Origin of the sequence: Brachybacterium sp. J153, from assembly GCF_036311905.1 — a bacterium.
Classification (GTDB): domain Bacteria; phylum Actinomycetota; class Actinomycetes; order Actinomycetales; family Dermabacteraceae; genus Brachybacterium.
In genome coordinates, this window is record NZ_JAZDCH010000002.1 from 142307 (window position 1) to 168230 (window position 25924).

Here is a 25924-nt window from a genome sequence, read left to right on the forward strand (position 1 = left end):
TCGGAGCAGGGCCCGCGGAGCCATCCCACGACTCGGCGTCGGGGCGGTCAACAGATCGAGGCGCCCCTGCAGGTCGCAGGGCAGGACCGATCGTCCGGCTCTGCGCGGGACTCGCTGAGTAGGATCGAGCGCACGAGGGCCGAGCCCCGGGATTGGGCGATGGCTCTGCTGCTGGCAGCGGGCGGAGGCACTGCGGAGACGGAGGTGCAGGCATGATCCTTTCCCGACGGATCCGGGTGCTGCTCGCGGTCGCGACGGCGATGGTCCTGCTGACCAGTTGCCAGGGCGCCTTCCCCGCGGATTCCCAGGGCACCCTCGAGCGTGCCCGCGAGGGCGTGCTGAGGGTCGGCGTCAGCGAGAACCCCCCGTGGACTGTCGTGGCACCCGACGGGACCGTCAGCGGTTCGGAAGTCGAGCTCGTCACCGACTACGCCGAGTCGATCGACGCCGCCGTCGAGTGGGTGCCCGCCGGGGAGAGCACCCTGGCGGCGATGATGCGGGAGGGACAGCTCGACGTGGTCGTCGGCGGACTCGCCTCCGATGTCCCGTGGACCTCCGAGATCGCCACGACGCGCCCCTATACGACGACCACCGGTCCCGACGGCAGGGAGGTCAGGATCGTCCTCGGGGTGAGGCCGGGGGAGAACGCGCTGATGATCGACATCGAGCGATTCCTCGCCGAGCGCGGGGGAGAGCTGTGACCGGCTCCGACGGAGAGGGCGGCGAGGAGGCGACGGGCTCCGGCCACGACGCCTTCGGCGAGGAGCAGCGGGACGCCCTGCGCCGCGCCACCCGCCTGGAATGGCTCACGCTCGCCTGGATGTCGGCGACCGTCGTCCTGGTCGGGCTGGTCGCCGGGCAGTCCCAGGCGATGCGGGCGGCCTGGGCGGAGGACCTGCTCTCGCTTCTGCCCCCGATCGCCTTCCTCGTCGCGGTGCGTCGGATCCGCCAGACGCCCGACCGCCGGCATCCCTACGGCCACCACCGCTCGATCGGGGTCGCCCATCTGGTCGCCGCGCTGGCGCTGATCGCGATGGGCGCCTATCTCGCGATCGACTCGGCGATGACCTTGGTGACCGTCGAGCGACCCCCGATGGGCCTCACAATCCTCGGGGGCCACGCGATCTGGTCCGGCTGGCTGATGATCGCCGTGATGGCGGTGACCAGCATCGGCCCGGTGTTCCTCGGGTACAAGAAGCTCGCACTCTCCGAGACGCTTCACGACAAGGTGCTGTACGCCGATGCCGACATGAGCAAGGCCGACTGGTCCACCGCGGTCGCCACCATCGCCGGTGTGATCGGGGTGGGGCTCGGGCTCTGGTGGGCGGATGCGACCGCCGCGCTGCTGGTGTCCGTCTCGATCCTGCATGACGGGGTGAAGAACCTTCGCAGCTCGATCGGCGGGCTCACCGATGCCGAGGCGCGGACCTTCGACGACTCCGCACCGCATCCGCTGACGCGCCGGATCGAGGAGCAGGCGGAGGAGGAGTCCTGGGTGGGGGAGGCCTCGGCCCGGGTCCGCGACGAGGGGCACGTCTTCCATGCCGAGGTGTTCGTGGTCCCCGCCTCGGGGATCGAGCCGAGCCTCGACCGGATCGCCGCGCTGCGCGACCGGATCCAGGAGCTCGACTGGAAGGTGCACGACGTCGTCATCGCCCCCGTTCCCGAGCTGCCGCCGACGCAGACCTTTCGGTCGACACTGCGGACGGGGGCCGACGGTGCCCCCTAGGGTGGAATGAAAGCCGCGGCATCACCACCGGAAGGCGGGACCATGAGAGCAGTGACCTGGCAGGGCAACGAGCACGTGAGCGTCGAGACCGTGCCCGACCCGATCCTCCAGCAGCCCACCGATGCGATCGTCCGCATCACCTCCACCGCTATATGCGGCTCCGACCTCCACCTGTACTCGGTGCTCGGACCGTTCATGACACCCGGCGACATCATCGGCCACGAGCCGATGGGGATCGTCGAGGAGGTCGGCTCCGAGGTGACCGGGGTGCGCCCCGGGGACCGGGTCGTCGTCCCCTTCACGATCTCCTGCGGGCACTGCGCCATGTGCGGGCAGGGGCTCCCCTCCCAGTGCGAGACCACGCAGGTGACCGAGCGCGGCACGGGAGCCGCGCTACTGGGCTATTCGAAGCTCTACGGCCAGGTCCCCGGCGGTCAGGCCGAGCACCTGCGGGTGCCGCACGCCGACTACGGTCTGATGAAGGTCGGCACTGAGCTGCCCGACGACAACTACCTCTTCCTCAGCGACATCCTCCCCACCGCGTGGCAGGCCGTGCAGTACGCCGGTGTTCCGGCGCACCGCACCCTCGCGGTGATCGGCCTGGGACCTGTCGGCCAGCTATCGGCCCGGATCGGGCGTCACCTGGGGGCCCGGGTGTTCGGCATCGATCCCGTCCCCGAGCGCCGGGCCATGGCCGAGCGTCACGGCATCGAGGTGCTGGACCTGACCGAGGACACCGTCGGCGAGATCCGCGAGCGCACCCAGGGACGAGGGCCCGACGCCGTCGTCGACGCCGTGGGTATGGAGGCCGAGGGCAGCCCGGTCGCCGGTCTCGCCCAGACCCTCGCCGGCAAGCTTCCCGACGCGGTCGCGCAGCCGCTCATGGAGCGCGCCGGGGTGGATCGGCTCGCTGCCCTGCACACCGCCATCGACCTGGTCCGGCGCGGCGGCACCGTGTCCCTCGCCGGCGTCTACGGCGGTGCGGCCAGCCCGATGCCGCTGCTGACCATGTTCGACAAGCAGCTCCAGCTGCGCATGGGCCAGTGCAACGTGCGGGTCTGGACCGACACGCTGCTGCCGCTGGTCGAGGATCCCGCGGACCCGCTGGGCGTCGGCGACCTGGTCACCCATCGGCTCCCCCTGGACGAGGCGGCCGCAGGTTACGACCTCTTCCAGCGCAAGCACGATGGCTGCATCAAGGTCGTCCTCGACCCCACGATCCCCGCGGCTCCCACGCCCGCCCTCTGAACCGCCGCCGGCCCACCGCCGCGGACACCAGCCACCGATCCCGAGGATGACCCATGTCCGACCAGCTCACCTTCACGAACCCCGTCACCCGCTTCCCCGACATCACCCCGCCGAAGCAGGACCAGCCCGAGCCCGGACTGGATGCCGAGCTGATCCCCGGCACCGACCGCGGCGAGAAGTCCTATCGCGGCACCGGTCGTCTCGAGGGACGCCGCGCGCTGATCACCGGCGCCGACTCCGGCATCGGCGCGGCCGTCGCCATCGCCTTCGCCCGCGAGGGAGCGGATGTCGCGATGAACTACCTCCCGGAGGAGGAGGAGGACGCCCAGCACGTCGCCGGCGTGATCCGGGAGGCCGGCCGCACCGTCGTGCTGCTGCCCGGCGATCTCGCCGATCCCGAGTTCTGCCGCCGGCTCGTCGAGGACGCGGTGGAAGGGCTCGGCGGTCTCGACGCCCTCGTGAACAATGCGGGTCGTCAGATCGCGGTCGAGTCCCTCGAGGAGATCGACGACCAGCAGTGGGAGGACACGTATGCGGTCAACATCCACGCGATGTTCCGCATCACCAAGGCGGCGCTGAAGCACCTCCCCGCCGGCGCCACGATCGTGAACACCACCTCGATCCAGGCCTACGACCCCTCGCCCACGCTCGTGGACTACGCCTCGACCAAGGCCGCGATCAACAACTTCACCAAGGGGCTCGCCCAGCAGCTCGCCCCGCGCGGCATCCGCGTCAACGCGGTCGCTCCGGGACCCATCTGGACCCCGCTGCAGGTCTCCGACGGGCAGCCGAAGGAGGCGCTGCCGGAGTTCGGGAAGAGCACCCCGATCGGCCGGGCCGGCCAGCCCACCGAGCTCGCGCCGGCGTACGTCTTCCTGACCTCCTCGGAATCCAGCTACGTGCTCGGGGAGACCCTCGCCGTGACGGGAGGGAGCCCCACGCCATGAGCCGCCCGGATGTCGTGGAAGGCGAGCCGCCCACGGCCACCGCGCTGCTGCTGGTCGACCTGCAGGAGGCCTTCTTCGAGGACCCGGCGCTCGCCGCGTCACGCACCGCGGTGGTCGCCGCGGCGCGGACGCTCGCGCAGGGTGCTCGTGCGGCCGGAGCCCCCGTCCTGCTCATCACGACGGAGCACAGCCAAGACCGCTCCACCTGGACGCTGAGCATGCTCGAGGACGACCAGGGCTACCTGTTCCACGGCGATCCCGGCACGGCGGTCGTCCACGAGCTGGACACGACGGGGATGACGAGGATCGAGAAGACCCGCGACAGCGCGTGGTTCGGCACCGACCTGTCGCTGCGGCTGCGGAACCTCGGCGTGCACCGGGTGCTCATCGCCGGCGTGTCCACGCACGCCTGCATCGCGCAGACCGCGCGGGACGCCTACGCCCACAACGTCCGCGCGGGGGTCGTCGCCGATGCCGTGGCCGACGAGCGCGTCGACCACATGCACGCGGTCCTGGACCTGCTGGTCGCGGATCGTCAGGCGGAGGTGGTCACGGTCGAGGACGCCCTCGAGCGCTGGTGGTCCTGAGGCCGAGTCACCGCCGACTCAGAGGTCTCGCCGGCCGGGGGCTCGAGGGTCTCCGGGGCGAGCACGGCGTCCACCAGACGGGCGAGGTCCGCGAGCGGGGCGTCGTCCGCGTCCGCATGCTGATAGGACCGCACCGTCTTCTCGCGCACCGCGAGATTCAGCACCATCGCGAACAGGGCGCGACCGGCGAACGCCGCATCGCTCTCCCCGTCCGGCAGCTTCTCCTGGTCGAGGCGGGAGAAGCAGGTCTCGAGCAGGTGCTCGTGGACCTTGCGCAGACGCGCCAGACGGTACCGCCCCGGGTGGTCCTCGCTCACGGTCTCGGCGTCCAGCGTCGCGAGCAGGCGCACAGGCAGCGAGGAGGGATTCCAGACCTCTGCCAGGATCTGCAGGAAGGCCTCGCGGCTCCCCTCGACGTCCCGGACCCGCTTCATGGCCATCTCAGCGTGGTCCTCCAGCCGATCGATCACGGCGCCGAGGAGCACGTCCTTGGACTCGACGTGATGCAGCATCCCGGAGCGTGAGATGCCGACGTGGCGGGAGATGTCGCGCAGGCTCGAGCCGTAGTAGCCGTGCTCGGCGAACATCTCGGCCGCGCCGTCGATGATGTGCTCGCGCCGCCCTTGCGGCTGATCCGGGTTCGCCCCCGGAGGGCCCTCGCTGTCGGACACGGTTCTCCTCGTCCCTGGTTGCACGGGTCAGAGGCAACGGGAATCGCATCTTTTGAGCGAGGTGCTCGCGGTACTCGTCCGCGCTCTGTCCTCGCTCACCCTAGTGCACCCGGGACCGGCGGGACCGGTCGTGGGAGGGCGCTTTCGAGAGCGGTCGGCGGCGGGCGCCCTCAGACCGACGAGAGGGCGGGGGCATCTGATCCGGAAGGGGCCGACGGCGCCGGCGGGACATCGCGCGAGAGGCTGCGCACCGAGCGCAGGCGCAGGCTGTTGCCGACGACGAACACGCTCGAGAACGCCATCGCGGCCCCGGCGAGCATCGGGTTCAGCAGCCCCAGCGCCGCGAGCGGGATCGCCGCGACGTTGTAGGCGAAGGCCCAGAACAGGTTGCCCTTGATGGTGCCGAGGGTGCGGCGGGCGAGGCGGATCGCGTCGGCCGCCGCGCGCAGATCGCCGCGCACCAGCGTGATGTCCGAGGCCTCGATCGCCGCATCGGTGCCGGTGCCCATCGCGAGGCCCAGATCGGCCCGGGCGAGAGCGGCGGCGTCGTTCACGCCGTCCCCGACCATCGCCACGACCCGTCCCTGCGCCTGGAGATCGGCGACCGCCTGCACCTTGTCCTCGGGGAGGACCTCGGCGATCACCTCGTCGATGCCCACCTCGGCGGCGATCTGCTCGGCCGTGGCGCGGTGATCCCCGGTGAGCAGGATCGGGGTGAGGCCCAGGTCCCGCAGTCGGGCGACGGCCTCGGCGCTGGTGGGCTTGACGGCATCGGCCACCATCAGGACCCCGCGCGGGGCACCGTCCCAGCCGGCGACGACCGCGGTGCGTCCGGCGGCCTCCGCCTCGGACTTCGCGAGGGCGAGCTCCGCGGGCAGGGCGCCGGGGAACAGCGACTCGCGGCCGACGAGGACCTCGCGGCCCTCGATCTCGCCGCGCACCCCGCGGCCCGGGAGGTTCTTGAAGCCGGTCGGGACGATCAGCCCGCCGAGACGCTCGCGGGCGCCGTCGGCGACGGCCCGGGCGATCGGGTGCTCGGAGGCGTCCTCGAGGGAGCCCGCGGCGCGCAGCAGCTCCTCGGGGGAGACGCCCTCGGCGGCCACCGTGTCCACGAGGGTCATCGTGCCGGTGGTGACTGTGCCGGTCTTGTCCAGGAGCACCGTGTCGACGCGGCGGGTGGACTCGAGCACCTCGGGGCCCTTCAGCAGCACGCCCATCTGGGCGCCGCGGCCGGTGCCCACGAGCAGCGCCGTGGGGGTCGCGAGGCCGAGCGCGCAGGGGCAGGCGATGATCAGCACCGCCACCGCGGCGGTGAACGCCGTCTCGAGCGGGTGCCCGGTCGCGATCCAGGCGATGAGCACGACGACCGCGAGGACCAGCACGATGGGCACGAACACCCCGGAGACCCGGTCGGCGAGCCTCTGGGCGGCGGCCTTCCCGGACTGAGCGTCCTCGACGAGGCGCGCCATCCGGGCGAGCTGGGTGTCGGCGCCGACGCGGGACGCGCGGACCACGAGGCGGCCGCCGACGTTCACGGTCGCCCCGGTGACCGCGTCCCCCGCGGCGACCTCCTGCGGGACGGACTCCCCGGTGAGCATGGCCAGGTCCACCGCGGAGGTGCCGGTCAGGACGGTGCCGTCGGTCGCGATCTTCTCGCCGGGGCGCACCACGAACTCGTCGCCCACGGCGAGCTCGGTGATCGGGATGCGGGTCTCGACGCCGTCGCGGAGCACCGCGACATCCTTCGCCCCGAGGTCCATCAGGGCCCGCAGCGCCGCCCCGGCCTGGCGCTTGGAGCGCTTCTCGAGGTAGCGGCCGAGCAGGATGAACAGGGTGACCCCGGCGGCGACCTCGAGGTAGATGTTGGCCGAGCCGTCGGTCCGGGCGAGGGACAGGGAGAACTCGTGGGCCATCCCCGGCATGCCCGCCTCGCCGAGGAACAGGGCGTACAGCGACCAGAGGAAGGCCGCGGAGACGCCCACGGAGATCAGGGTGTCCATCGTGGTGGCGCCGTGACGGGCGGTGATCAGCGCCGCGCGGTGGAAGGGCCAGGCTGCCCACACCACGACCGGCGCGCTCAGGGCGAGGACCGCCCACTGCCAGTTCGGGAACTGCAGCGCCGGGATCATCGACAGCAGGATCACCGGGATCCCGAGCACCGCCGCACCGATCAGCCGCTGCCGGAGCGCGTGTAGCTCCGGGTCGTCCGGATCGGCCGACGCGTCCGCGCCGGAGCCGTCCTCACCCGGCGCGGGAGTCGGGGGAGCGGGGAGCGTCGCCCCGTACCCCGCCTGTTCGACCACGGCGACGAGCGCGGCGGGGTCGGTTCCCGCGGGGGCCGTGATCCTGGCCTTCTCGGTCGCGTAGTTCACGCTCGCGGAGACGCCCTCGACCCTGTTGAGCTTTCGCTCGATGCGGTTCGCGCAGGAGGCGCAGGTCATCCCAGTGATCTCGAGGTCGATCTCGGCGCCGAGGGGCGATGGGGACGATCCGGCGGACATGGGTCCTCCTTCGGGGCGGGTGGGACGGGAGGTCGGGTGCGAGACGGGGAAGTCCCGGGAGGGGCAGGAGGTCGCGGCGCAGGGCCTCCGGACGGGTCAGGCTCGGACGGCGGTGTAGCCGGCCTCCTCGACGGCGGCGAGCACGGCGGAGTCCTCGAGCTCCTGCTCGGAGGAGATCGAGAGGATCCCGGACTCGTGGCTGACCTGGACGTCCTGCACGCCAGGCAGCTCGGAGACCTCCTCGCGCACGGACATCTCGCAGTGGCCGCAGGTCATCCCGGAGACCTGGAAGGTGGCGGTGGTCATGGGGTTCTCCTCGGGTCGACGATGGGCGGGCGGTCGCTCCGCACAGGTCCTTTATACCCCTTGGGGGTATGTGCCGCAAGGTCTCCTGCCCCCGATCGGGTGTCGTGCGTCACCCCGAGGTGCTTCGATGGGCCCATGAGCATCGACGCGCACGCCACCATCGCCCGCGAGGCCGATCGCCTCGCCGCCGTCCTCGCCCGGACCGACCCCGCCGCACGCGTTCCCACCTGCCCCGACTGGACCGCTGACGACCTGCTGTGGCACCTCACCGAGGTCCACGAGTTCTGGGCGGCCATCCTCCGCGAGGGCGTCACGAGCGAGGAGGAGGTCCAGCGGATCGAGGAGGCCAAGTCCCCGCGGCCCGAGGATCGCGAGGAGCTGCTGGCCCGTCGCGCGGCGGCCACCGCGGCCCTGCTCGAGCAGCTCGGGGCGCACGAGGACGAGGACCCCGCCTGGTTCTGGTTCTCCGAGGTGCAGGGCGTCGGCGCGACCCGTCGCATGCAGCCCCACGAGGCGACGGTGCACAGGGTGGACGCCGAGCTCACCGCGGATCTCGACCAGCTCAGCCCAATCGCTCCCGAGGACGCTCTCGCCGGACTCGACCACGTCCTGCAGGTGATGTGGCCGGCGGGCTTCGAGTGGATCCCCGACTGGGCGACGCTGCGCCCCGTCGCCGTGGTCGAGATCGCCCCCGCGGGTTACGAGGTCCGGCAGCTGCTGATCAGCCGCTGGTCCGGGGCCCGACCCCGCGACGGTCAGGAGTTCGACGCCCCCGTCGGCCGGCCCCTCGCCGATCCGGCGGACGCCGACGGCCTGCCGCGTGCGCGGGCCGCCGGCACCCCGCAGGCCCTGGACCTGTGGGCCTGGGGCAGGGTCCGGGCGCTGGACCGACTCCCGGGCGGACCCCAGACGGTGAATGTGGACGGCGATCCCGAGGCCGTCGCCCAGCTCGAGGCGCTGATCGCCGAGGGGCACGACTGAGCTGACCCGCGGGCCGGGGTTCTCCGCGGGGAGCGGCACCGGTCGCCGGGGCCCGGGCAGGTCATTCAGCCGGTCCGCTCCTCGGTCGAGGACCGGACGGCCGATCCGCCGTCTCTCGGAGCGGGTCGGCGGCGAACGAGCCGTCCCTGCAGGAGATGGATCCCGAGGGCAACCGTGAGGAAGGCGACCAGCACGACGGCGGTGGTCACGAGCACTTGCCCCCACGAGGACGCCGTGGGGTCGAGGAAGTCGTACGGGTACCAGCCGGTGACCGCGCCCCGGATCCAGGTCAGCGCGAGGAAGAGCACCGGGTACCCCTGCCAGACGAGCAGACGCACCGGTCGCGGGCGGGAGCGCCGCGGGGTCAGCAGCCAGTCGAGCACCGCGACCACGGGCGCCACCCGGTGCAGCACGATGCCCGTCCAGCCGATGTCCCAGCGCAGCAGCTCGTCCAGCGGGGCGACCAGCAGGGCGTAGATGATCCCCGTCATCGCCAGGTAGAACGCGACCGCGCCCCGAAGGTGCTCCCACCACCTCGGGTGCCGCGCCGGCGGGAGCATCGCCATCGCGAGGAGCACGAGCGCGAAGGCGAAGTTCGACTGGTTCGTGAAGAAGGAGACGTGCTGAGGGAGGGTCCCGGCGCGGGCCGCCTCGAGGGAGCTCCAGGCGAGCGCCGCGAGCACGAGCACCGCGACCGCCGCTCGCAGCACCGTGGTGAGTGCGTCGCGGCGTCGATGTGGGCCGGGTTCGCCCGGACCTCGCCCGGGGACGGCGGTCATGACCCGAGCGGCCAGTCGTCCCGCACCTCGGCACCGCCCTCGACCACGTGCTCGCCGGCCCCGGGCAGGCGGGTCCAGGAGTCCTGCGGCCGATACCCCAGCTCCAGCTGCGTGTTCGTCGTGGACCAGCGACGGTTGGGATTGTCGGAGATGGCGTAGAACAGTCCGAAGGTCACCTCGGCCTCGATCGCGCAGCGCACCACCTCGGTGCAATCGCGGGGGCTGAGCCACATGGCGCGCAGGATGTCCTCCTCCGCGGCGAGCGGGTCCTCGGTGAACCAGCCGATGCGCAGGGCGATCACGTCCAGGCCGTGCTCGTCGTGGTAGAAGCGTCCGATCCCCTCCGCGAAGACCTTCGAGACCCCGTACAGGGAGTCGGCCCGCTGCAGCTGGTGGGGGTAGACCGGCCACTGCTCGTGGCGGTCGTACATGCCCATAGCGTGGTTGGAGGAGGCGAGCACCACGCGACGCACACCCGCCTCCCGGGCGGCTTCCAGGACGTTGCGCACGCCGATGATGTTCGCCTCGAGCACGAGCTCCCAGCTGGACTCGGGCGAAGCCGCCCCGGCCATGTGGACTACCGTGTCGATGCCGTCCATCAAATCCAGGACCTGCTGGTACTCGCCGAGCTGGGCGATCTTCAGCGCCGTGCCCTCGGGTGTCTTCTCCGGGCTGCGGCTGTGGAGCACGAGCTCGTAGTCGTCGGCCAGGGTGCTGGCCAGGTGGGAGCCGACGCCTCCGGTGGCCCCCGTGATCAGTACACGTCGTCGGTCAGTGTTCCGTGACATGCCCCCAGTATGGCGCGCATGACCCCAGTCACACGCGACCGGGCTCAGGCGGGGGAGCCGGGGCGGCCCGAGAACAGGCCGCTGCCCCCACCGGGCGCGGCTTGCGGCCGGATCTCCCCGCGCAGCCGTTCCATCCGCGCATCCAGCTCGTTCGCGACCCGGGCCGCGTCGTCGAGCTCCTCGCGCAGCGCGGGCGGGAGGTTCTTCTCGTACTTGTAGGAGAGCTTGTGCTCGGTGCTCGCCCAGAAGTCCATGGCGATCGTGCGGATCTGCAGTTCGACCGGCACCTGCTCGACATGCGTGGACAGGTACACCGGCACCTGCACGATGAGATGCAGGGAGCGGTAGCCGTTGGGCTTGGGGGCGGCGATGTAGTCCTTGACGGTGAGCACCTCGAGGTCCCCCTGCGAGGCGAGGATGTCCGCGATCCAGTACGCGTCCGCGACGAAGCTCGTGGTGATGCGGATGCCGGCGATGTCGTGGATCCGCTCCCGGATCGCGCGCACCGTCATCTCCCCGCCGGTGCGCAGTGCCTTGTCCATGAGGGACTCGACGGACTTCAGCCGTGTGCGCACATGCTCGATGGGGGAGTAGTCGTGCATCTGCTCGAACTCCTTGCGGAGGATCTCCACCTTCGTGAGCACCTCGTCGATGCCGAACTGGTAGTGCATTCGCAGGGCGATGAACTCCTCGTACACCTGTCGCAGCCCCGCTGCGATCTCGTCCTGCTCGGACTCCGTCAGCACGGCCTGCTCCGCGCGAGCGGCGACGAGGTCGCGGACCGGCTGGGCCGCGACGACCGGCGAGGGCCTCTCCTGCGGTGACGCTGCGTCGTCCATCCGGGGCACTCCTCGCGGGTCGGGGTCGGAGGATCGATCCTGCCAGAACGGACTGGATGCGAGGTGGAGTCGAGGTCGCTGCGGGGCCGAGCCCGGGCCGGGAGTCCGGGGCCGTCTCCCATCCCTCAGGTGCTCATCCCGGAGATCCCGCACTCTGCCGGGAAACGAGAAAACGCCCTGTCACCAGGGCGTTTCTTGGGGTGATCGACGGGATTTGAACCCGCGACCGCCTGGACCACAACCAGGAGCTCTACCAACTGAGCTACGACCACCATGTGCGCGGCGATGCCGTGCAACGAGAAGCAAGCATACCGTCTCCGCGGCCTGCTCCGAGCCGTCCGGCGGCCCGCAGGAGTGTGAGTCGCATTGCACTCCTCGCGGGCACCCCGGCGTCTCAGAGGTTCGCGTCGAGCAGACCGTCCCGCAGCGCGGCGGCCAGGGTCGGCGTGACGGGCAGGCGGGGGATCAGAGTCGCCTGGAAGGAGTGGTAGATGTCGGGCTTACCCGGCCAGGTCACGCCTTGCGGCTCGTTGTCGGCATCGAGCTCGTGGAACCACGAGCCGTCCTCCGCGTCGAGGAGGAAGGTGGAGATGTACTCCCACCACTGCTCGTAGCGCTCGGCCCAGATCCGCTCGCCGGTGACCTCGTGCATCACGGCGGCGGCGCCCACGGCCTCCGCGGCGACCCAGTGCATGCGCTCGCGGGCGACGGGGGAGCCGTCCCAGTCGACCGTGTAGACGAAGCCGGGGGCGCCGTCGATGCCGAAGCTGGCCGCGGCCTTCTCCATCAGCGCGGTCGCCGCCTCGAGCATCCACTCGGGCGCCACGCCGTCGGCCGCGAGGAGCGCCGCCCGTGCGTGGAGCACCAGGCGCGCCCACTCGATCCAGTGGCCGACGGTCGCCCCGTAGGGGCGGAACGGGTGGTTCGGCTCGTCCCGGTTGTAGTCCAGGAGCGGGTTCCAGTCGACGTCGAAGTGCTCGGGCAGCGCCCAGTCGTTCGCGCGGGCGAACTCGTCGATCGCCCGGGTTGCGATGCCGACGGCCCGGTCCAGCCAGCGACGCTCGCCGGTGACGTCCGCGGCGGCCAGCAGGGCCTCCACGGTGTGCATGTTGGCGTTGATCCCGCGGTACTCCTCGCACTCGGTGAAGGTGCGGTCGAAGGTGTCGACGCTCATCCCCGCGGCCTCGTCGAAGAACTTCTCCTCGAGGACGGTGAGCGCCTCCTCCAGCAGCTCGGCGGCGCCGGGACGACCGGCGGCCGTCGCGGAGGCGGCGGCGAGCACCACGAAGGCGTGCGCATAGGCCTGCTTGGTGTCGTCGACCGGCGCGCCGTCCTGCACGGAGGCGAACCAGCCGCCGTGCTCCGCGTCGCGGAAGACCCCGCGCAGCGAGGCGATGCCGTGGTCGGCGAAGCGCCCGAAGTCGGGGCGGCCCAGCAGATGGCCGAGGGCGAAACAGTGCGTCATCCGGCAGGTGATCCACAGCTCGGCGGGGCGGGAGATATCCGGGGCACCCTCCTCGTCGAGCCACGCGAAGCCGCCGTCCTCGCGCACCGACTCGGAGCCGAAGACGAGCAGCTCGTCGCCCTCGCCCTCGAGCCAGGAGCGGTGGGAGGGGCGGGACAGCCAGGGCTGGTGGGGGCCGGGGGCAGGGGTCACGGGGTTCTCCTCGTCGGTGAGCTCAAAGGTGCGTGCGGCGGCCTGGGCCTGGGCGGAGGTCGGTCCGGGCTCGTCGACGAGCAGCACCTCGCGGTAGTACTTCAGCTCCTGGATCGACTCGCGGATGTCGGCGAGGGCGCGGTGGCCGCCGTGCTTCGCGGGGATGTTGTAGTAGACGCGCGGGAACCAGCGCTTGGCCAGCTCCTTGAGGCTCGAGACGTCGATCGTGCGGTACGAGAGCCAGCTCGCGAACTCGGGCACGTCGCGGTCCAGGAACGCACGGTCCGTGCCGACGCTGTTGCCGGCGAGCGGCGCCTTGCCCTGCTCGGGGCAGAACTCCCTCACGTACTCGAGGCACAGCTCCTGCGCCTCCTCGAGGGTCATGCCCGCCTCGAGCTCGTCGAGGAGACCGGAGGTGGTGTGCATGTCGACCACGAACGGGTCCATGCCCTCGAGCGCCTCTGCGGGCGGCTTGATCACGACGTCGACGCCGTCTCCGAGGATGTTCAGATCGGCGTCGGTCACGAGCACCGCGATCTCGACGAGCGCATCGCGCTGCTTGTCGAGTCCGGTCATCTCGCAGTCGACCCAGATGATGCGGTCGTTCACGGAGCGGGAGGAGCTGGAGGTCACCGGGCAACAGTAGCGCGAGGGCCGGTCCCGCCCGGCGGCCGGGACGCGGGCCGCGAGAGATTACCCTGTGGTCATCCGGAGTCGAGGGCGGGCCGACGGGGGCCCGGGGAGGATCCTGCCGTGAACATGTACATCCGCCTCCTCCTGTTCCTGGTGCGGGTGCGCGGGAAGACCCCGCTCTCGATCTGGGACACCTCGAGGGCGCACTTTCGCGTGAACCCCGCCGATCTCGACGTGCAGCGGCACATGAACAACGGCCGCTACCTCTCGATCATGGACCTCGGCCGGATGGACCTCATGCTCCGCTCCGGCTTCTGGAAGCGGATCACCGATGCCGGGTGGTACCCGGTCGTTGCGGGCCAGACCATCACCTATCGCCGCTCCCTCACGCTCGGGCAGAAGTTCGATCTGGACACGCGGGTGATCGGGCACGACGAGCGGTGGATCTACATGGAGCAGGTGTTCCGCCGCGAGGGCCGCGTCATCGCCGACGCGGTCGTGCGGGCCCGCTTCCTGCGCGAGGAGGGCGGCTCCGTCCCGGTCTCCGAGGTGCTCGAGCTCTCCGGTCCGATGCCCGCGGACCGAGAGCTGCCCGCCTGGGTCATCGCCTGGAACGAGGGCTCCTCGGCGCACGGCCGGGGTCTGTGACGAGGCGAGCGGCTCGCGAGCGTCGGCGGACCTCTTCGACGAGGCCGAGCACGAGCAGCACCACCACCGCGCCGAGCAGGATCCACTGCTCGAAGGCCGCGGCGAGCACGCCGGTGACCAGCAGCGCCCCGAAGTAGACGGCGTCGAGCACCCTCCGGGAGACACCGAGCAGCCGGGCACCGAGCGGCGTGCGCGTCAGGCGCAGCAGGATCAGCAGGGCGATCGCGCCGAACGTGAGGACCTTCAGGATCATCAGTGCGGCACCTCTGCGGCGGGTGGGGATCGGCGGTGTGCCGACGGGCGGCGCCCCCAGCAGGACTCGAACCTGCAACCTACGGATTAGAAGGCCGTTGCTCTATCCATTGAGCTATGGAGGCTGACGGCGCACGAGTCTACCGAGGCGCGCGTCGACCCCGGGCCCGAGAGGCCGGTGGCGTCCCGCTCACCTCGGGCGCACCCGGTCCTGCCTGGCAGCGGGGACAGGACCACAGCACTCGCGCCTCGGTCCCCTCGAGCCGCGGCTCGGCCAGCTCTCCCCGCTCGATCCGGGTGCGGCAGCGGCGGCACTGGCGGCCCCCGCGGCCGTACACCCAGAGGTCGCCGTCCCGGCCGAGCATCCCGCCGGTGGTCACCCGCACCTCCCGGTCTCGGTTCAGCACCAGCAGCCGGTGGGCGAGGTCGACGAGCTCCCCGAGGTCCCCGGCGGCGGAGACGGGGGCGGCGGGATGCACCCGGCGCAGGAAGCACAACTCGCTGCGGTAGATGTTCCCGATCCCGGCGAGGACGTGCTGGTCCAGCAGGGCGAGGCCGATCGGACGTGCGGGCTCGGCGGCGAGGTTCGCGATCGCTCGCGCGCGCAGTGACTCATCGGTGTCCCAGGCCGGGTCCAGCAGATCGGGGCCCAGGCTCCCGAGCAGCTGCTCCTCGTCGGCCGTGCGCAGCAGCCGCACCTGCTTGACGTCGTAGGCGACGGCCCGCACCGACCTCCCGTCCCCGTGCCGGGCCTGGAGCTCGATGCGGATCGTGTCGGGGGAGCGAGGTCCGGCGCTGGTGTCGCTCGAGCGCAGCGCCCGCCCGTCGACGTGCCAGATCCCGTCCATCATCAGATGGCTGTGCAGGGTCAGCGGGCTCGGTCCGGGCCCGGGAGGGGCGAGCCGGATCAGGAGGTGCTTGCCGCGCGGTCGCACTTCGAGCACGCTCCAGCCGGCCAGGTCGGCGGTCGCCGCGCGCGGCACCCGGAGGTCGCAGGTGGTGAGCACGGCGCCGGCGAGCGCCTCGTCGAGGATCCGGCACTGACGCGCGACGGTGTCGCCCTCGGGCATCAGCGCTCACCCGCCCGCAGCCGCAGCGAACGGGGGGAGCGGTAGCAGCCGGCCTCCGCGAGGGCTGCGGTGACGTGGGCGACCGGCTCCGCGTCGAGGCCGTGGCCGGTGATGCGCTCGATCCGCAGCTGCGGCAGGCGGGAGTCCTCCGCCACGGCGCGGACCAGCTGCTCCGCGGTTTCCGGTGTCGCGGCCTCGTCGGCCCACCACATCAGGTGCTTCCCGCCCCGATCGACGAACGCCTGCACGTGGCCGTCCCGGAGCAGCACGAGAGCTCCGGCGCGGCGCGCGGGGCGCACCGCCCGGCCCTCCGGCGGGGCGATCGGCAGCGCAGGCCAGGGGAGGGCCGCACCATAGGGGTTCGCCGGATCGGTCGCCGCGAGCGCCACCGCGACGGCATCGGCCGACGGGCCCGTCCCCGCCGCCTCGGCCCCGGAGCTCGCCGAGGCCTCCCGGTCGCGGTCGCGGAGCAGGTCCACCGCCTCGGCGGGGGCGAACTGGGAGGCGCCGAGATGGTCCACGAAGTAGCCCCGGCGGCAGCCGCCGCTGTCCTCGAGCGCGGAGAGCACTCGGTACACGCCGGCGAAGCCCCCGGGGACGTCCTCCACGTCCATCGCGCCGCGGGTGACCACGCCGTGGCGGTCCAGCAGCAGCGCCGCGAGGGCCGCCGCCCGGGCGGCGGGATCCACCGCATCGACCCGCACTGCGGACCAGCGGCCGGTGCCGAGCGCGGTGCTGGCGAGCTCCGCGCTGCTCGTGACGCGCTGGCGCATCATCGCCGCGGAGAGCCGGGCGGCGCCGCGTCGGCCGAGGGTCCGTGACCGGGACGGCGTGCCCGAGCGTCGGGCGCTCCCGGTGCGGGCGGCACCGCTGCCCGAGGGTCCGTGGGCGAGGGCGCGCAGCGCCGCGAAGGAGTCGTTGGTGATCAGTCCCTGGAAGGCGAGATCCCACACCGCCTCCTCGAGCGCGGCGGGGTCCACCGGGGTGCCGTCCTCGCCCGCCAGTGCCGCGAGGATCTCCCCGTGACGCAGTGCGCCGGGCGTGGCGCGCAGCAGGGCGAGGACGCGCGCGGCGAGCGAGTCCTGCGGCAGGGCGTCCGCGGCCTCCTCGAGGGCTGCGGCGTCGAGGCCCAGGGGCAGCGCGTCGGCGAGGTGGAGCCGGACCCAGCCGTCGTCGGCGCCGAGGCGGCCGTGCCCGGTCCACACCAGTTCCCCGCTCGCGAAGGCGGCATCCAGCAGGGCGGGGGTCATCTCGGGCAGGCGGGCCGGGAGCACCTGGCGCTCCCAGGCGGACAGCGGTAGCGAGACCCCCGCCAGCTGGTCCACCACGGAGAGCAGTCCGTCGTGTCCGGACCAGGATGCGCGCTCGCGGCGGCCGTCGGCCCTACGCCCCACGAGGTGCTGCCACTGACCCAGGAAGCGGGCGTAGACGGGGCCGGGGACCGGCGCGATCTCGCGGCGCGAGGCGGCGAGGCTCGCCCGACGGATGCGGCGCAGCACATCCACCTCGACCCATTCCTCCCCCTCGCGGCCCGGGGTGAACTCGCCCTGGGAGAGGACGCGCTCAGCGGTGAGCTGCTCGAGCGCCGCCCGCGCCACCCCCGGCGCGAGGCCGAAGGCCTCCGTCGGCGCCCCGGCCGGGAACGGGCCCCGCCCCCGGGCCCAGCGGGCGATTAGCTGCGCGACCGCCCGGTCCACCGGGGCGAGGAGAGCGGTGGGCACTCCCGTCGGCAGCGCCGTGCCCAGCGCATCGCGCAGCAGTCCCGCATCCTCGACCGCCGCCAGATGCTCGGTGCCCGAGATCCGCACCCGGATGACGCGACGCGCCCGCTCGAGCTCCGCGAGCGCTTCCTCGACGTCGAGCTCGTCGGCCGCGCGCTCGGCGATCTGCCCCACGGTGAGCGGGCCGAGGCGCCGCAGGGCGTCGGCGAGCTGCTCGGCGCTGCGCAGCGCCCGCTCCGCCGTGAGCCCCTGCAGGCTCCGCTCGACCTCGGCGATCACCTCGGCGTCCAACAGCTCCCGCAGGCTCACCGTGCCCAGCAGCTCGGCCAGCAACGACTGGTCCAGGGCGAGGGCCGCGGTGCGCCGTTCGGCCAGCGGGGCGTCGGCGTCGTAGAGGAACTGCGCCATGTAGCCGAAGAGCAGGGAGCGGGCGAACGGGGAGGGGGAGGGGGTCTCGACCTCGTGCACCTGCACCCGTCGGCGCCCGACCTGGGTCATCAGTTCCACCAGGGCCGGCAGGTCGTACACGTCCTGGAGGCACTCCCGCGCCGCCTCGAGCATGATCGGGAAGTCCGGATAGGGACGCGCCACCTCGAGCAGATGTGCCGACCGCTGTCGCTGCTGCCACAGCGGCGCCCGCTGGTTCGGGTCCCGGCGCGGCAGCAGCAGCGCCCGGGCGGCGCACTCCCGGAACCGGGCCGCGAACAGTGCGGAGGAGCCGACCAGACGCCGCACCTCCTCCGCGATCTCCTCCGGCTCGAAGGTGAAAAGGTCCGCTCCCGGGGGCTGCTCACCGTGGGGGATGCGCAGCACGATCCCGTCATCGGCCGCCATCACCTGGCCGTCCAGGCCGTAGCGCTCCTCGACGCGGGCACCGACCGCGAGCGCCCACGGCGCCGTGATCCGCTGCCCGGCCGCGCAGTGCAGCACCACCCGCCAGTCCCCGAGCTCGTCGAGGAAGCGTTCGACCACGAGCCGGTCTGGACCCGGCATCACGGAGGTGACCTGCAGCTGCTCGGCGAGATGGTCGAGGAGGACGGTGCGCGCGTTCTCGTCCAGTCCCAGTCCGCTCAGCCGCTCCTCGGCCTCGGCGCGGGGGAGGGCGGCGAGCTCGGCCTGCGCCGTGGAGATTGCCCGGCCGAGGCTCGCGGGACGGCCGTCCCCGTCGCCATGCCAGAACGGGATCCGGCCGCTGAGCCCGAAGGCGGGGGAGACCGTGACGCGTGACGCGGTGATCTCCTCGATCCGCCAGCTGCTGGTCCCGAGCGTGATGACGTCCCCTCGCCGGGACTCGTAGACCATCTCCTCGTCGAGCTCTCCCACCCGCCGCGGCTGGGAGTCGCCGTCGGAGGCGACCAGGTGCACCGGGTACAGACCTCGATCGGGGATGGTGCCACCGCTGGTCACGGCGAGGCGCTGCGCTCCGGGACGTGCGGTGAGGGTGCCTGTGGCATGGTCGTGGACCAGCCGTGGGCGCAACTCCGTGAAGGCGGTCGAGGGGTAGCGGCCGGCGAGCAGATCGATCGTCTGGTCGAAGGCGACGCGCGGCAGGGCCCGATAGGGATGCGCGGAGCGGACCAGATCGAACCAGGCGTCGATCTGCAGGTCCTCCATGGCGGCGGCCGAGACCGTGTGCTGGGCCAGGACGTCCAGGGCGTTGCGGGGCACGGCGAGCGGCTCGATCCGTCCGGCGACGGCCTCCTGCACCGCGACCGCGGAGCGGAGCACGTCGGCCGCGTGCAGGGGGTGGAGGGACCCGGTGGAGACGGCGCCGACGTCGTGCCCGGCCCGGCCCACCCGCTGCAGCAGGCTCGAGACCGACATCGGGGCCGCGACCTGCAGCACGAGGTCGACCGCGCCCATGTCGATGCCGAGCTCGAGGGAGCTGGTCGCGACCACGCAGCGCAGCGTCCCCGCCTTCAGCTGGTCCTCGATCTGCGCGCGCACCTCCTTCGCCATCGAGCCGTGATGGGCACGGGCGATGTCCGGCGCCTCCTCAAGCTCCGCGTCGTCGGACGAGCCCGCGGAGTCGTCCGACGCGGCGGCGAGACGGCGGGTGTGGAGCCGGTTCAGCTTCCCGGTGAGGCGCTCCGCCTGGCTGCGAGAGTTCGTGAACACGATCGTGGAGCGGTGGGCGAGGACCTCCTCGTACACCGCCCGCTCGACGTGCGGCCAGATCGTCCCCGAGACGTCCTCGTCGTCGACGGCATCGGCCGGCGGCTCGATCGCCTGCAGGTCCGGGACGGGGAGGGAGATGCTCAGGTCCCATCGCTTGGTCGAGGCAGGGCGCACCACCGTCGCCGAGCGCCCGCGCCCGGAGCCGCTGAGGAAGGCCGCCACCTCGTCCACGGGCTCGACCGTCGCCGACAGCCCGATCCGCTGCGCGGGACGCTCCAGCAGCGCGTCGAGCCGTGCGAGCGACAGAGCCAGGTGCACGCCGCGCTTGGTGCCGGCGACCGCGTGGACCTCGTCGAGGATCACCGTGTCGACCCCGGTGAGCGTCTTGCGCGCCTGCGAGGTGAGCAACAGGAACAGCGACTCGGGGGTGGTGATGAGAATGTCCGGCGGACGGGCGGCGAGCCGACGGCGCTCCGCGGGCGGGGTGTCCCCGGTGCGGACGCCCACGCTCAGCGGCCGATGATCCTCGCCGAGCCGCTCCGCCATGCGCGCCGTGCCCACGAGCGGCGAGGTCAGGTTCCGCTCGACGTCGACGCCCAGCGCCTTGAGCGGCGAGATGTACAGGACGGAGGTGCGTGGGGAGTCCGGGGGCGGTGCGGCGGAGAGCCGATCGATCGCGCTGAGGAAGGCGGCGAGGGTCTTGCCGGAGCCGGTCGGCGCGACGACGAGCGTGTCCTCACCCCGGGCGATCGCGGTCCACGCCTCCTCCTGGGCGGCGGTGGGTGCCGCGAAGGACTCCTCGAACCAGGTCGCCGTGGAGCGCGAGAACGAGGAGGGGAGGGCGCTGCGGGGGCGGGCCATCGGTCCATTGTCGCGCGGGGGGCCGACGCCCGGTGCGGATCCGCCGAGGCCGACGGGGGCGGAGTCGCGCGACCGGCGATCGCCCCGCGACCACGCCTGCCGCCGCTCCGCGCCGCGTGGCAGGATGGACGGCACGGCGGGGCCCGCAGCGGCTGGTCCTGCGCACTTCTGACGAAGGGATGATCCACATGGCGGAGTTCACGCTTCCCGATCTCGATTACGACTACGGCGCTCTGGATCCCTCGATCTCGGGCCGGATCATGGAGCTGCACCACTCCAAGCACCACGCGACCTATGTCAAGGGTGCGAACACGGCGCTGGAGAAGCTGGCGGCGGCGCGTGAGGCGAACGATTTCGGCACGGTGAACCAGCTGTCGAAGGATCTCGCGTTCAACCTCGGTGGTCACACGAACCACTCGATCTTCTGGAAGAACCTCTCCCCGGAGGGCGGCGACAAGCCGACCGGTGAGCTGGCGGCCGCGATCGACGAGTTCTTCGGGTCCTTCGATGCGTTCCGCGCGCACTTCACGGCCGCGGCGCTGGGGATCCAGGGCTCGGGCTGGGCGGTGCTCGCCTATGAGCCGGCTGGCGGGAACCTGGTGATCGAGCAGTTCTACGATCAGCAGAACGGGGTGCCGGTGGCGACGATCCCGCTGTTCCAGCTGGATATGTGGGAGCACGCGTTCTACCTGGATTACCAGAACGTGAAGGCTGATTACGTGAAGGCGGTCTGGAACATCGTGAACTGGGCGGATGTCCAGGCGCGGTTCGAGAACGCGCGGGCGAACGCGAGCACGATCGTGGTGCCCGGCGCCTGATCCGCTCTGCCGTCGGACGGTCGGTCCCTCTCCGGAGGGGCCGGCCGTTTCGTGTGTTCCGGGGGTCTCCGCCGCCGGTGACGCCCGGTCCGGAGCCGGCCACTTCTGTGACCGGGGTTCTGCGGCCCGGTCCCTGCTGCCGCTGCTGAAAGACTGCGTGTGGCGTGACCTCAGGGCCTGTGGGGCGGTGAGGTCACGCCAGGCGCGGAATTCCAGCAGGGTCGAGCCGTGGACCGTTCCTCCCCACACCCCGTTCATCCACAGGATCCGCGCCGCCCTGGAAGCGCCGCGTCATGCCGAGGACGCTGAAGTCCATCGGCACCGTGCCGAGGCCGGGACGGTCCCGGCACCTCAGGAAGGACGACGCACCATGCGCGACATCCAGACCAGCATCACCGGCAACGCCACCGCCGACCCGGCCATCCACAAGCATCGCGACGGCAGCGAGAGCACCTCGGTGCGGATCGCGGTGACCGGCAGCTACTTCGACCGCGAGAAGGGCGAGTTCGTCGACCGCCGCACCGAGTTCATCACCGTGTACGCCCGGCGCGGACTCGGCCAGAACCTCGCCCACTCCGTGCGCAAGGGGCAGCCGCTCGTGGTCAGCGGTCGCCTCGGCAGCTCCGAGTGGGTTGACAAGGAGGGCGTGACGCGGTTCAGCCTCACCCTGTGGGCCGAGACCATCGGCCACGATCTCCGCTACGGCAGTGCCGTGTTCACCCGCCCGACCCGCGCCGCCGATGTGCCCGTGTTCGACCACGACACCGGCGTGATCCTGCCGGAGGACGTCTCCGACGGAGCGGAGGATCTCCGCCAGGACGAGGCCGAGGAGGAGACCTCCGAAGAACGCGAGCTCGCCGGATCCGCGCCCTTCTGAGCGCAGCGACCGCGGCGGGCGCTCAGTCCGAGGCGAAGGTCTGCTGCAGGGCCGTGGTGATGTCCGGCAGCAGAGCAGCGCCCAGGGCGTATCCGCGCCCGTCGCCCCGGTCGACCGCAGACCAGGTCGTGCCGTCCGCCAGGGCCGCGACGACGACCCGCAGCTTTCCGAGAGGCCGGGCATCTGTCGCCTCGCTCCCGCGAAGCTCCACCGCAGAAGGCGCCAGGTCACCGGCGAGCGCGCCACCGGCGGCCAGGTCCGGCCACTGCACCTGCTCGAGGGCGGCCAGCGGATCGGTGGGCTGGTCCGCGGTGCCGTCGTCGAGGTCGATCGGGGTGAGGTGCAGGGGATCCGGAGCGGTCTCCTGCCCGATGCCCAGCAGGGCGGCGAGCGAGGGCGAGGCCGCCATCAGCTCGGCGCTGCGGGCCAGGGCGAACAGGCGCGGTGCGGGGAGGTCTCCTTCGCCGACGTGGCGGGCGATCTCCAGCACGCTCGCGGCCAGTGCCGCGGTGGGGGCGTCGAGGGGGTCCTGGGCGGGGATCGTCATCAGATCGAGAACTCTCTTCCAGGAAGGCCTGACAGAATGGTGTGGCCCTCGCCCTGCGCGGGGGCACTCCACTGTACCCGGACGTCGAGGACCGGTCCCGCGCTGCGGCGGGTGACCACCACGGCTCCGACCCCGAGGCACTTTGAGGTACCCCGTGAGCTTCTCCGCCCCGTTCGGCGACGTCCCCCGCCCCTCTCCGAGACCGGCGTCGGGCGCCGGCGAGGAGGGGCCGCGTCGGATCTCCCCGCTGGCCATCACCGCCCTCGCGATCGGTCTGCTGCTCGTCGGCCTGGTCATCGCCTCGGAGGTGTGGACCAAGTACCTGTGGATGGATCAGCTGGGCGCGGCCGACGTCCTCCTGGTGCGTTGGGGGACGCAGGCGGTCCTCTTCGCGATCGCCTTCGCGGTGCTCGCCGTCCCGCTCTTCTTCAGCCTGCGGATCTCTTACACGCAGCGTCCCGTCTATCCGCCGATCACCCGCGAGCAGGAGGCGCTGGAGCAGTTCCGCGCGGCCGTCGACCCGCTGCGCCGGGGACTGACCTACGCCGCGCCGGTCGTGATCGGGGCCTTCGGCGGTCTCGCCGCCTCGCGCCGCTGGCAGGACGTGCAGCTGTTCATGCATTCCCAGGACTTCGGGCAGACCGATCCGGTCTTCGGCAACGACATCGGCTTCTACGTGTTCACCCTGCCGGTCATCGACATGGTCGTGTCCTACGGGCAGTTCGTGCTCCTGGTCGCGATCGTCGGCGCCGTGATCGGCCACTTCATCTACGGCGGCGTCGCCTGGGGCCAGGAGCGCGGCCTCGAGGTCACCACCGCCGCCCGCCGTCATCTCGGCGTGCTCGCTGCGCTGTACGTGCTCTTCCTCGGTGCGGGGCACTGGTTCCAGCGCTACGACATGCTGGTCAACGAGCATGACCGCTTCGACGGGGCGAGCTTCACCGACGTCACCGCGATCCTGCCTGCCCAGACCATCATCGCGATCTCCTCGATCGTCGTCGCTGCGCTGTTCGTGCTGTGGATCCTGCGGGCGGACTGGCGGATCCCCGCCGTCGGCGCCGGCCTGATGCTGCTGACCACCCTGGTGGTCGGCAACGCCTACCCGTGGGCGATCCAGCAGTTCCGCGTCCAGCCCAACGAGCGCGCCCTCGAGCAGCCGTACATCCAGGACAACATCGACTCCACCCGCGCGGCCTTCGGCCTCGATGCGATCGAGGAGGTGCCGTACACAGCGGCGACCGATGCGGAGCCCGGTGCCCTGCGCGCCGATGCCGCCACCACGGCGCAGATCCGCCTGATGGACCCCAACGTCGTCTCGCCCACCTTCGTCCAGCGCGAGGCGAACCGTCAGTACTGGGGCTTCGACGAGGTGCTCGCCGTCGACCGCTACGAGATCGGCGGGGAGCTGCAGGACACCGTCGTCGGCGTGCGCGAGCTGCGCCCGGACAAGTTCGGCCTCGCCGAGCGCTCCTGGGTCGACCAGCACATCATCTACACCCACGGGTACGGGCTCGCCGCGGCGTACGGCAACCGCCGCAGCTCAGACGGCGAGCCGAGCTTCCTGCAGTCCGGCGTCCCGGGGAGCGGCGAGCTGGGGGAGTACGAGGAGCGCGTCTACTTCGGCCGCCACTCACCGGACTACTCGATCGTCGGCGCCCCCGAGGGTGCGACCCCCGAGGAGTTCGACTACCAGCGCGGGAGCACCGACAGCGAGGAGGGCGGCGACCAGGTCTACAACACCTATCAGGGCGACGGCGGTCCCTCGGTGGGCAGCTTCGCCAACCAGCTGCTCTACGCGATCAAGTTCCGCGACCCGAACATCGTGATCTCGGGCTATGTGAACGAGGAGTCGCAGATCCTCTACGACCGCGACCCGGCGCAGCGGGTCCGCGAGGTCGCCCCCTTCCTCTCGCTCGACTCGCAGATGTACCCGGCGGTCGTCGACGGCGAGATGGTGTGGGTCATCGACGGCTACACGACCACCACCGAGTACCCGTACGCCCAGGAAGTCGAACTCGACGCGGTCGTGAACGACTCTCAGACCGACCCGCGGGCCAGCGCCGGCAACCGGTCCCGCAGCGCGAACTACATGCGCAACTCGGTCAAGGCCACCGTCAGCGCCTTCGACGGCTCGGTCACCCTCTACACCTGGGATACGGAGGACCCGATCCTCAAGGCCTGGTCCGAGGTGTTCCCTGAGTCCCTGCGCCCGGCCGACGAGATCAGCGACCAGCTGATGTCGCATCTGCGCTACCCGGCGGATCTCTTCAAGGCCCAGCGCCAGCTGATCTCGACGTACCACATCACCGATGCGGACGACTTCTTCACCCAGCAGGACTTCTGGCAGGTCTCCCCGGACCCGACGGTGCAGCCCACCACCAATCCCGACGGCAGCGCGGGCACCCAGCCGCCCCAGCCGCCTATGTACTTGACCATGCAGATGCCGGGCGATGACTCGCCGCGGTTCATGCTGTCCTCCAGCTTCATCCCCTCGGACGGACAGAGCGTGCTCACCGGCTTCCTCGCGGTGGACTCCGAGACCGGCAGCGACGGCGGCAATCCCGCCGAGACCTACGGGAAGATGACGCTGCTGGTCCTGCCCACCTCGAACCCGGTCAACGGCCCGGGACAGGTCCAGGCCACCTTCAACTCCGATCCGACCGTCTCGCAGGCGCTGAACCTGCTGCGCGAGGGTAACTCCGAGGTGATCAACGGCAACCTGCTCACGGTGCCCGTCGGCGGCGGCCTGCTGTACGTCCAGCCCGTCTACCTGCAGTCCTCGACCGCCGGCGGCGGTACCCAGTACCCGCTGCTGCAGATGGTGCTGGTGTCCTTCGGCGACAAGGTCGGCTTCGCGCCGACCCTCGACGAGGCGATGGACCTGGTGTTCGGCGGCGATTCCGGCGCCGACGCGGGTGACGCCGAGGTGACCGGCTCGACCGAGCCCGCCACCGGGAGCGAGGAGTCGCTCACCGGCGCGGTGGACACCGAGGGCGGCGAGAGCACCCCCGCGGAGCCGCCGGCGGACGGTGAGACCACCGAGCCGACGCAGGCCCCGACGGAGGAGGGCACACCGCAGCAGCGTCTCGACCAGGCCCTCGCGGACATGGACGCCGCGGTGATCGACGCCGAGGAGGCCATGGCCGCCGGGGACTGGGCCGCCTACGGCGAGGCCCAGGACCGACTGACCGACGCGCTCAACCGCGCGAACACCGCCAACCAGGAGATCAACGGGGGAGGCGCCTCCGACGGCGGAGAGGGCTGAGCGCTCATCCCTCGCGAGGGCACCCCTCCCATGGCGCCAGTCGACCCTACCCCCGTCAGGTTGGCGGGGGGCTTCTTGGTT

At 71.8% G+C, this 25924-nt stretch carries 21 protein-coding genes and 2 tRNA genes; 10 read left to right on the forward strand and 13 right to left on the reverse strand.

What is annotated here, in order from left to right; genetic code table 11:
- Positions 1-212: 212 nt before the first annotated feature.
- From V1258_RS01170 to V1258_RS01190, 5 genes are read left to right on the forward strand one after another with little or no spacing between them, the layout of a single operon-like run.
- Complete coding sequence (locus V1258_RS01170) at positions 213-701, forward strand: transporter substrate-binding domain-containing protein (protein ID WP_329747981.1); 489 nt, start codon at positions 213-215, stop codon at positions 699-701.
- Entirely contained in the window at positions 698-1729 is a 1032-nt protein-coding gene (locus V1258_RS01175; protein ID WP_329747982.1) for a cation diffusion facilitator family transporter, read from the forward strand. Before V1258_RS01170 ends, V1258_RS01175 begins: the two co-directional genes overlap by 4 nt.
- Before the next feature lie 42 nt (positions 1730-1771).
- Positions 1772-2977, forward strand: coding sequence for an alcohol dehydrogenase catalytic domain-containing protein (locus tag V1258_RS01180; protein ID WP_329747983.1), 1206 nt, complete (start codon positions 1772-1774; stop codon positions 2975-2977).
- 53 nt (positions 2978-3030) lie between these two features.
- Positions 3031-3924, forward strand: coding sequence for an SDR family oxidoreductase (locus V1258_RS01185; RefSeq protein WP_329747984.1), 894 nt, complete (start codon positions 3031-3033; stop codon positions 3922-3924).
- A complete protein-coding gene (locus tag V1258_RS01190; RefSeq protein ID WP_329747985.1) occupies positions 3921-4511 on the forward strand; it encodes a cysteine hydrolase family protein in 591 nt (196 codons plus the stop codon). The genes V1258_RS01185 and V1258_RS01190 overlap by 4 nt, the downstream gene beginning before the upstream one ends.
- On the opposite strand, the gene V1258_RS01195 is transcribed toward V1258_RS01190, so the two are convergent.
- The 3 genes from V1258_RS01195 to V1258_RS01205 form a co-directional block, all read right to left on the reverse strand.
- Positions 4460-5182, reverse strand: a complete 723-nt coding sequence (locus V1258_RS01195; RefSeq protein WP_329747986.1) for a TetR/AcrR family transcriptional regulator — start codon at positions 5180-5182, stop codon at positions 4460-4462. The genes V1258_RS01190 and V1258_RS01195 overlap by 52 nt on opposite strands.
- A 170-nt stretch (positions 5183-5352) precedes the next feature.
- Positions 5353-7683: a heavy metal translocating P-type ATPase gene (locus V1258_RS01200; RefSeq protein ID WP_329747987.1), complete on the reverse strand. Its 2331-nt coding sequence runs from the start codon at positions 7681-7683 to the stop codon at positions 5353-5355.
- Between the two features lie 96 nt (positions 7684-7779).
- Positions 7780-7989 (reverse strand): heavy-metal-associated domain-containing protein, encoded by a 210-nt coding sequence (locus V1258_RS01205; RefSeq protein ID WP_329745242.1) that lies wholly within the window; start codon positions 7987-7989, stop codon positions 7780-7782.
- A gap of 135 nt (positions 7990-8124) precedes the next feature.
- Here V1258_RS01205 and V1258_RS01210 point away from each other — a divergent pair, with 135 nt between their 5' ends.
- On the forward strand, positions 8125-8970 hold the full coding sequence (locus V1258_RS01210; RefSeq protein ID WP_329747988.1) for a maleylpyruvate isomerase N-terminal domain-containing protein: 846 nt from the start codon (positions 8125-8127) through the stop codon (positions 8968-8970).
- A 65-nt stretch (positions 8971-9035) separates the two neighbouring features.
- Here the strand turns inward: V1258_RS01210 and V1258_RS01215 are convergent, their stop codons facing one another.
- The 5 genes from V1258_RS01215 to orn form a co-directional block, all read right to left on the reverse strand.
- Positions 9036-9749, reverse strand: a complete 714-nt coding sequence (locus V1258_RS01215) for a Pr6Pr family membrane protein (RefSeq protein ID WP_329747989.1) — start codon at positions 9747-9749, stop codon at positions 9036-9038.
- The gene (locus V1258_RS01220) at positions 9746-10537 is read right to left on the reverse strand and encodes an NAD-dependent epimerase/dehydratase family protein (protein WP_329747990.1); all 792 of its coding nucleotides are present in this window, start codon (positions 10535-10537) and stop codon (positions 9746-9748) included. The genes V1258_RS01215 and V1258_RS01220 overlap by 4 nt, the downstream gene beginning before the upstream one ends.
- 44 nt (positions 10538-10581) lie before the next feature.
- Entirely contained in the window at positions 10582-11376 is a 795-nt protein-coding gene (locus tag V1258_RS01225) for a GTP pyrophosphokinase (RefSeq protein WP_329747991.1), read from the reverse strand.
- Between the two features lie 196 nt (positions 11377-11572).
- Positions 11573-11648: transfer RNA gene (locus V1258_RS01230), tRNA-His, on the reverse strand.
- 122 nt (positions 11649-11770) lie between these two features.
- On the reverse strand, positions 11771-13666 hold the full coding sequence (orn, locus tag V1258_RS01235; RefSeq protein WP_329747992.1) for an oligoribonuclease: 1896 nt from the start codon (positions 13664-13666) through the stop codon (positions 11771-11773).
- Positions 13667-13792: 126 nt separating this feature from the next.
- On the opposite strand from orn, the gene V1258_RS01240 reads away from it, so the two are divergent.
- Positions 13793-14314 carry an acyl-CoA thioesterase gene (locus tag V1258_RS01240; protein ID WP_329748000.1) on the forward strand — a complete coding sequence of 174 codons (522 nt, stop codon included), beginning with the start codon at positions 13793-13795 and terminating at the stop codon, positions 14312-14314.
- Here V1258_RS01240 and V1258_RS01245 read toward each other — a convergent pair.
- The 4 genes from V1258_RS01245 to V1258_RS01260 all read right to left on the reverse strand — a co-directional run bounded on the left by V1258_RS01245 (position 14268) and on the right by V1258_RS01260 (position 20336).
- A complete protein-coding gene (locus V1258_RS01245; protein ID WP_329747993.1) occupies positions 14268-14567 on the reverse strand; it encodes a hypothetical protein in 300 nt (99 codons plus the stop codon). The genes V1258_RS01240 and V1258_RS01245 overlap by 47 nt on opposite strands.
- A 51-nt stretch (positions 14568-14618) precedes the next feature.
- Positions 14619-14691 (reverse strand) — tRNA-Arg (locus V1258_RS01250).
- Positions 14692-14706: 15 nt separating this feature from the next.
- Complete coding sequence (locus V1258_RS01255; RefSeq protein ID WP_329745249.1) at positions 14707-15636, reverse strand: DNA-formamidopyrimidine glycosylase family protein; 930 nt, start codon at positions 15634-15636, stop codon at positions 14707-14709.
- Positions 15636-20336, reverse strand: a complete 4701-nt coding sequence (locus tag V1258_RS01260; RefSeq protein WP_329747994.1) for an ATP-dependent helicase — start codon at positions 20334-20336, stop codon at positions 15636-15638. The genes V1258_RS01255 and V1258_RS01260 overlap by 1 nt, the downstream gene beginning before the upstream one ends.
- Positions 20337-20524: 188 nt before the next feature.
- Between V1258_RS01260 and V1258_RS01265 the strand changes: the two genes are divergently transcribed.
- Both V1258_RS01265 and V1258_RS01270 read left to right on the forward strand, forming a co-directional pair.
- Positions 20525-21154, forward strand: a complete 630-nt coding sequence (locus V1258_RS01265; protein ID WP_329745251.1) for a superoxide dismutase — start codon at positions 20525-20527, stop codon at positions 21152-21154.
- 370 nt (positions 21155-21524) lie between these two features.
- Positions 21525-22031 carry a single-stranded DNA-binding protein gene (locus V1258_RS01270; RefSeq protein WP_329745252.1) on the forward strand — a complete coding sequence of 169 codons (507 nt, stop codon included), beginning with the start codon at positions 21525-21527 and terminating at the stop codon, positions 22029-22031.
- A 22-nt stretch (positions 22032-22053) separates the two neighbouring features.
- On the opposite strand, the gene V1258_RS01275 is transcribed toward V1258_RS01270, so the two are convergent.
- Positions 22054-22578 (reverse strand): PPA1309 family protein, encoded by a 525-nt coding sequence (locus tag V1258_RS01275; protein WP_329747995.1) that lies wholly within the window; start codon positions 22576-22578, stop codon positions 22054-22056.
- Positions 22579-22732: 154 nt separating this feature from the next.
- Between V1258_RS01275 and V1258_RS01280 the strand changes: the two genes are divergently transcribed.
- Positions 22733-25843 carry a UPF0182 family membrane protein gene (locus tag V1258_RS01280; protein ID WP_329747996.1) on the forward strand — a complete coding sequence of 1037 codons (3111 nt, stop codon included), beginning with the start codon at positions 22733-22735 and terminating at the stop codon, positions 25841-25843.
- Positions 25844-25924 lie beyond the last annotated feature (81 nt).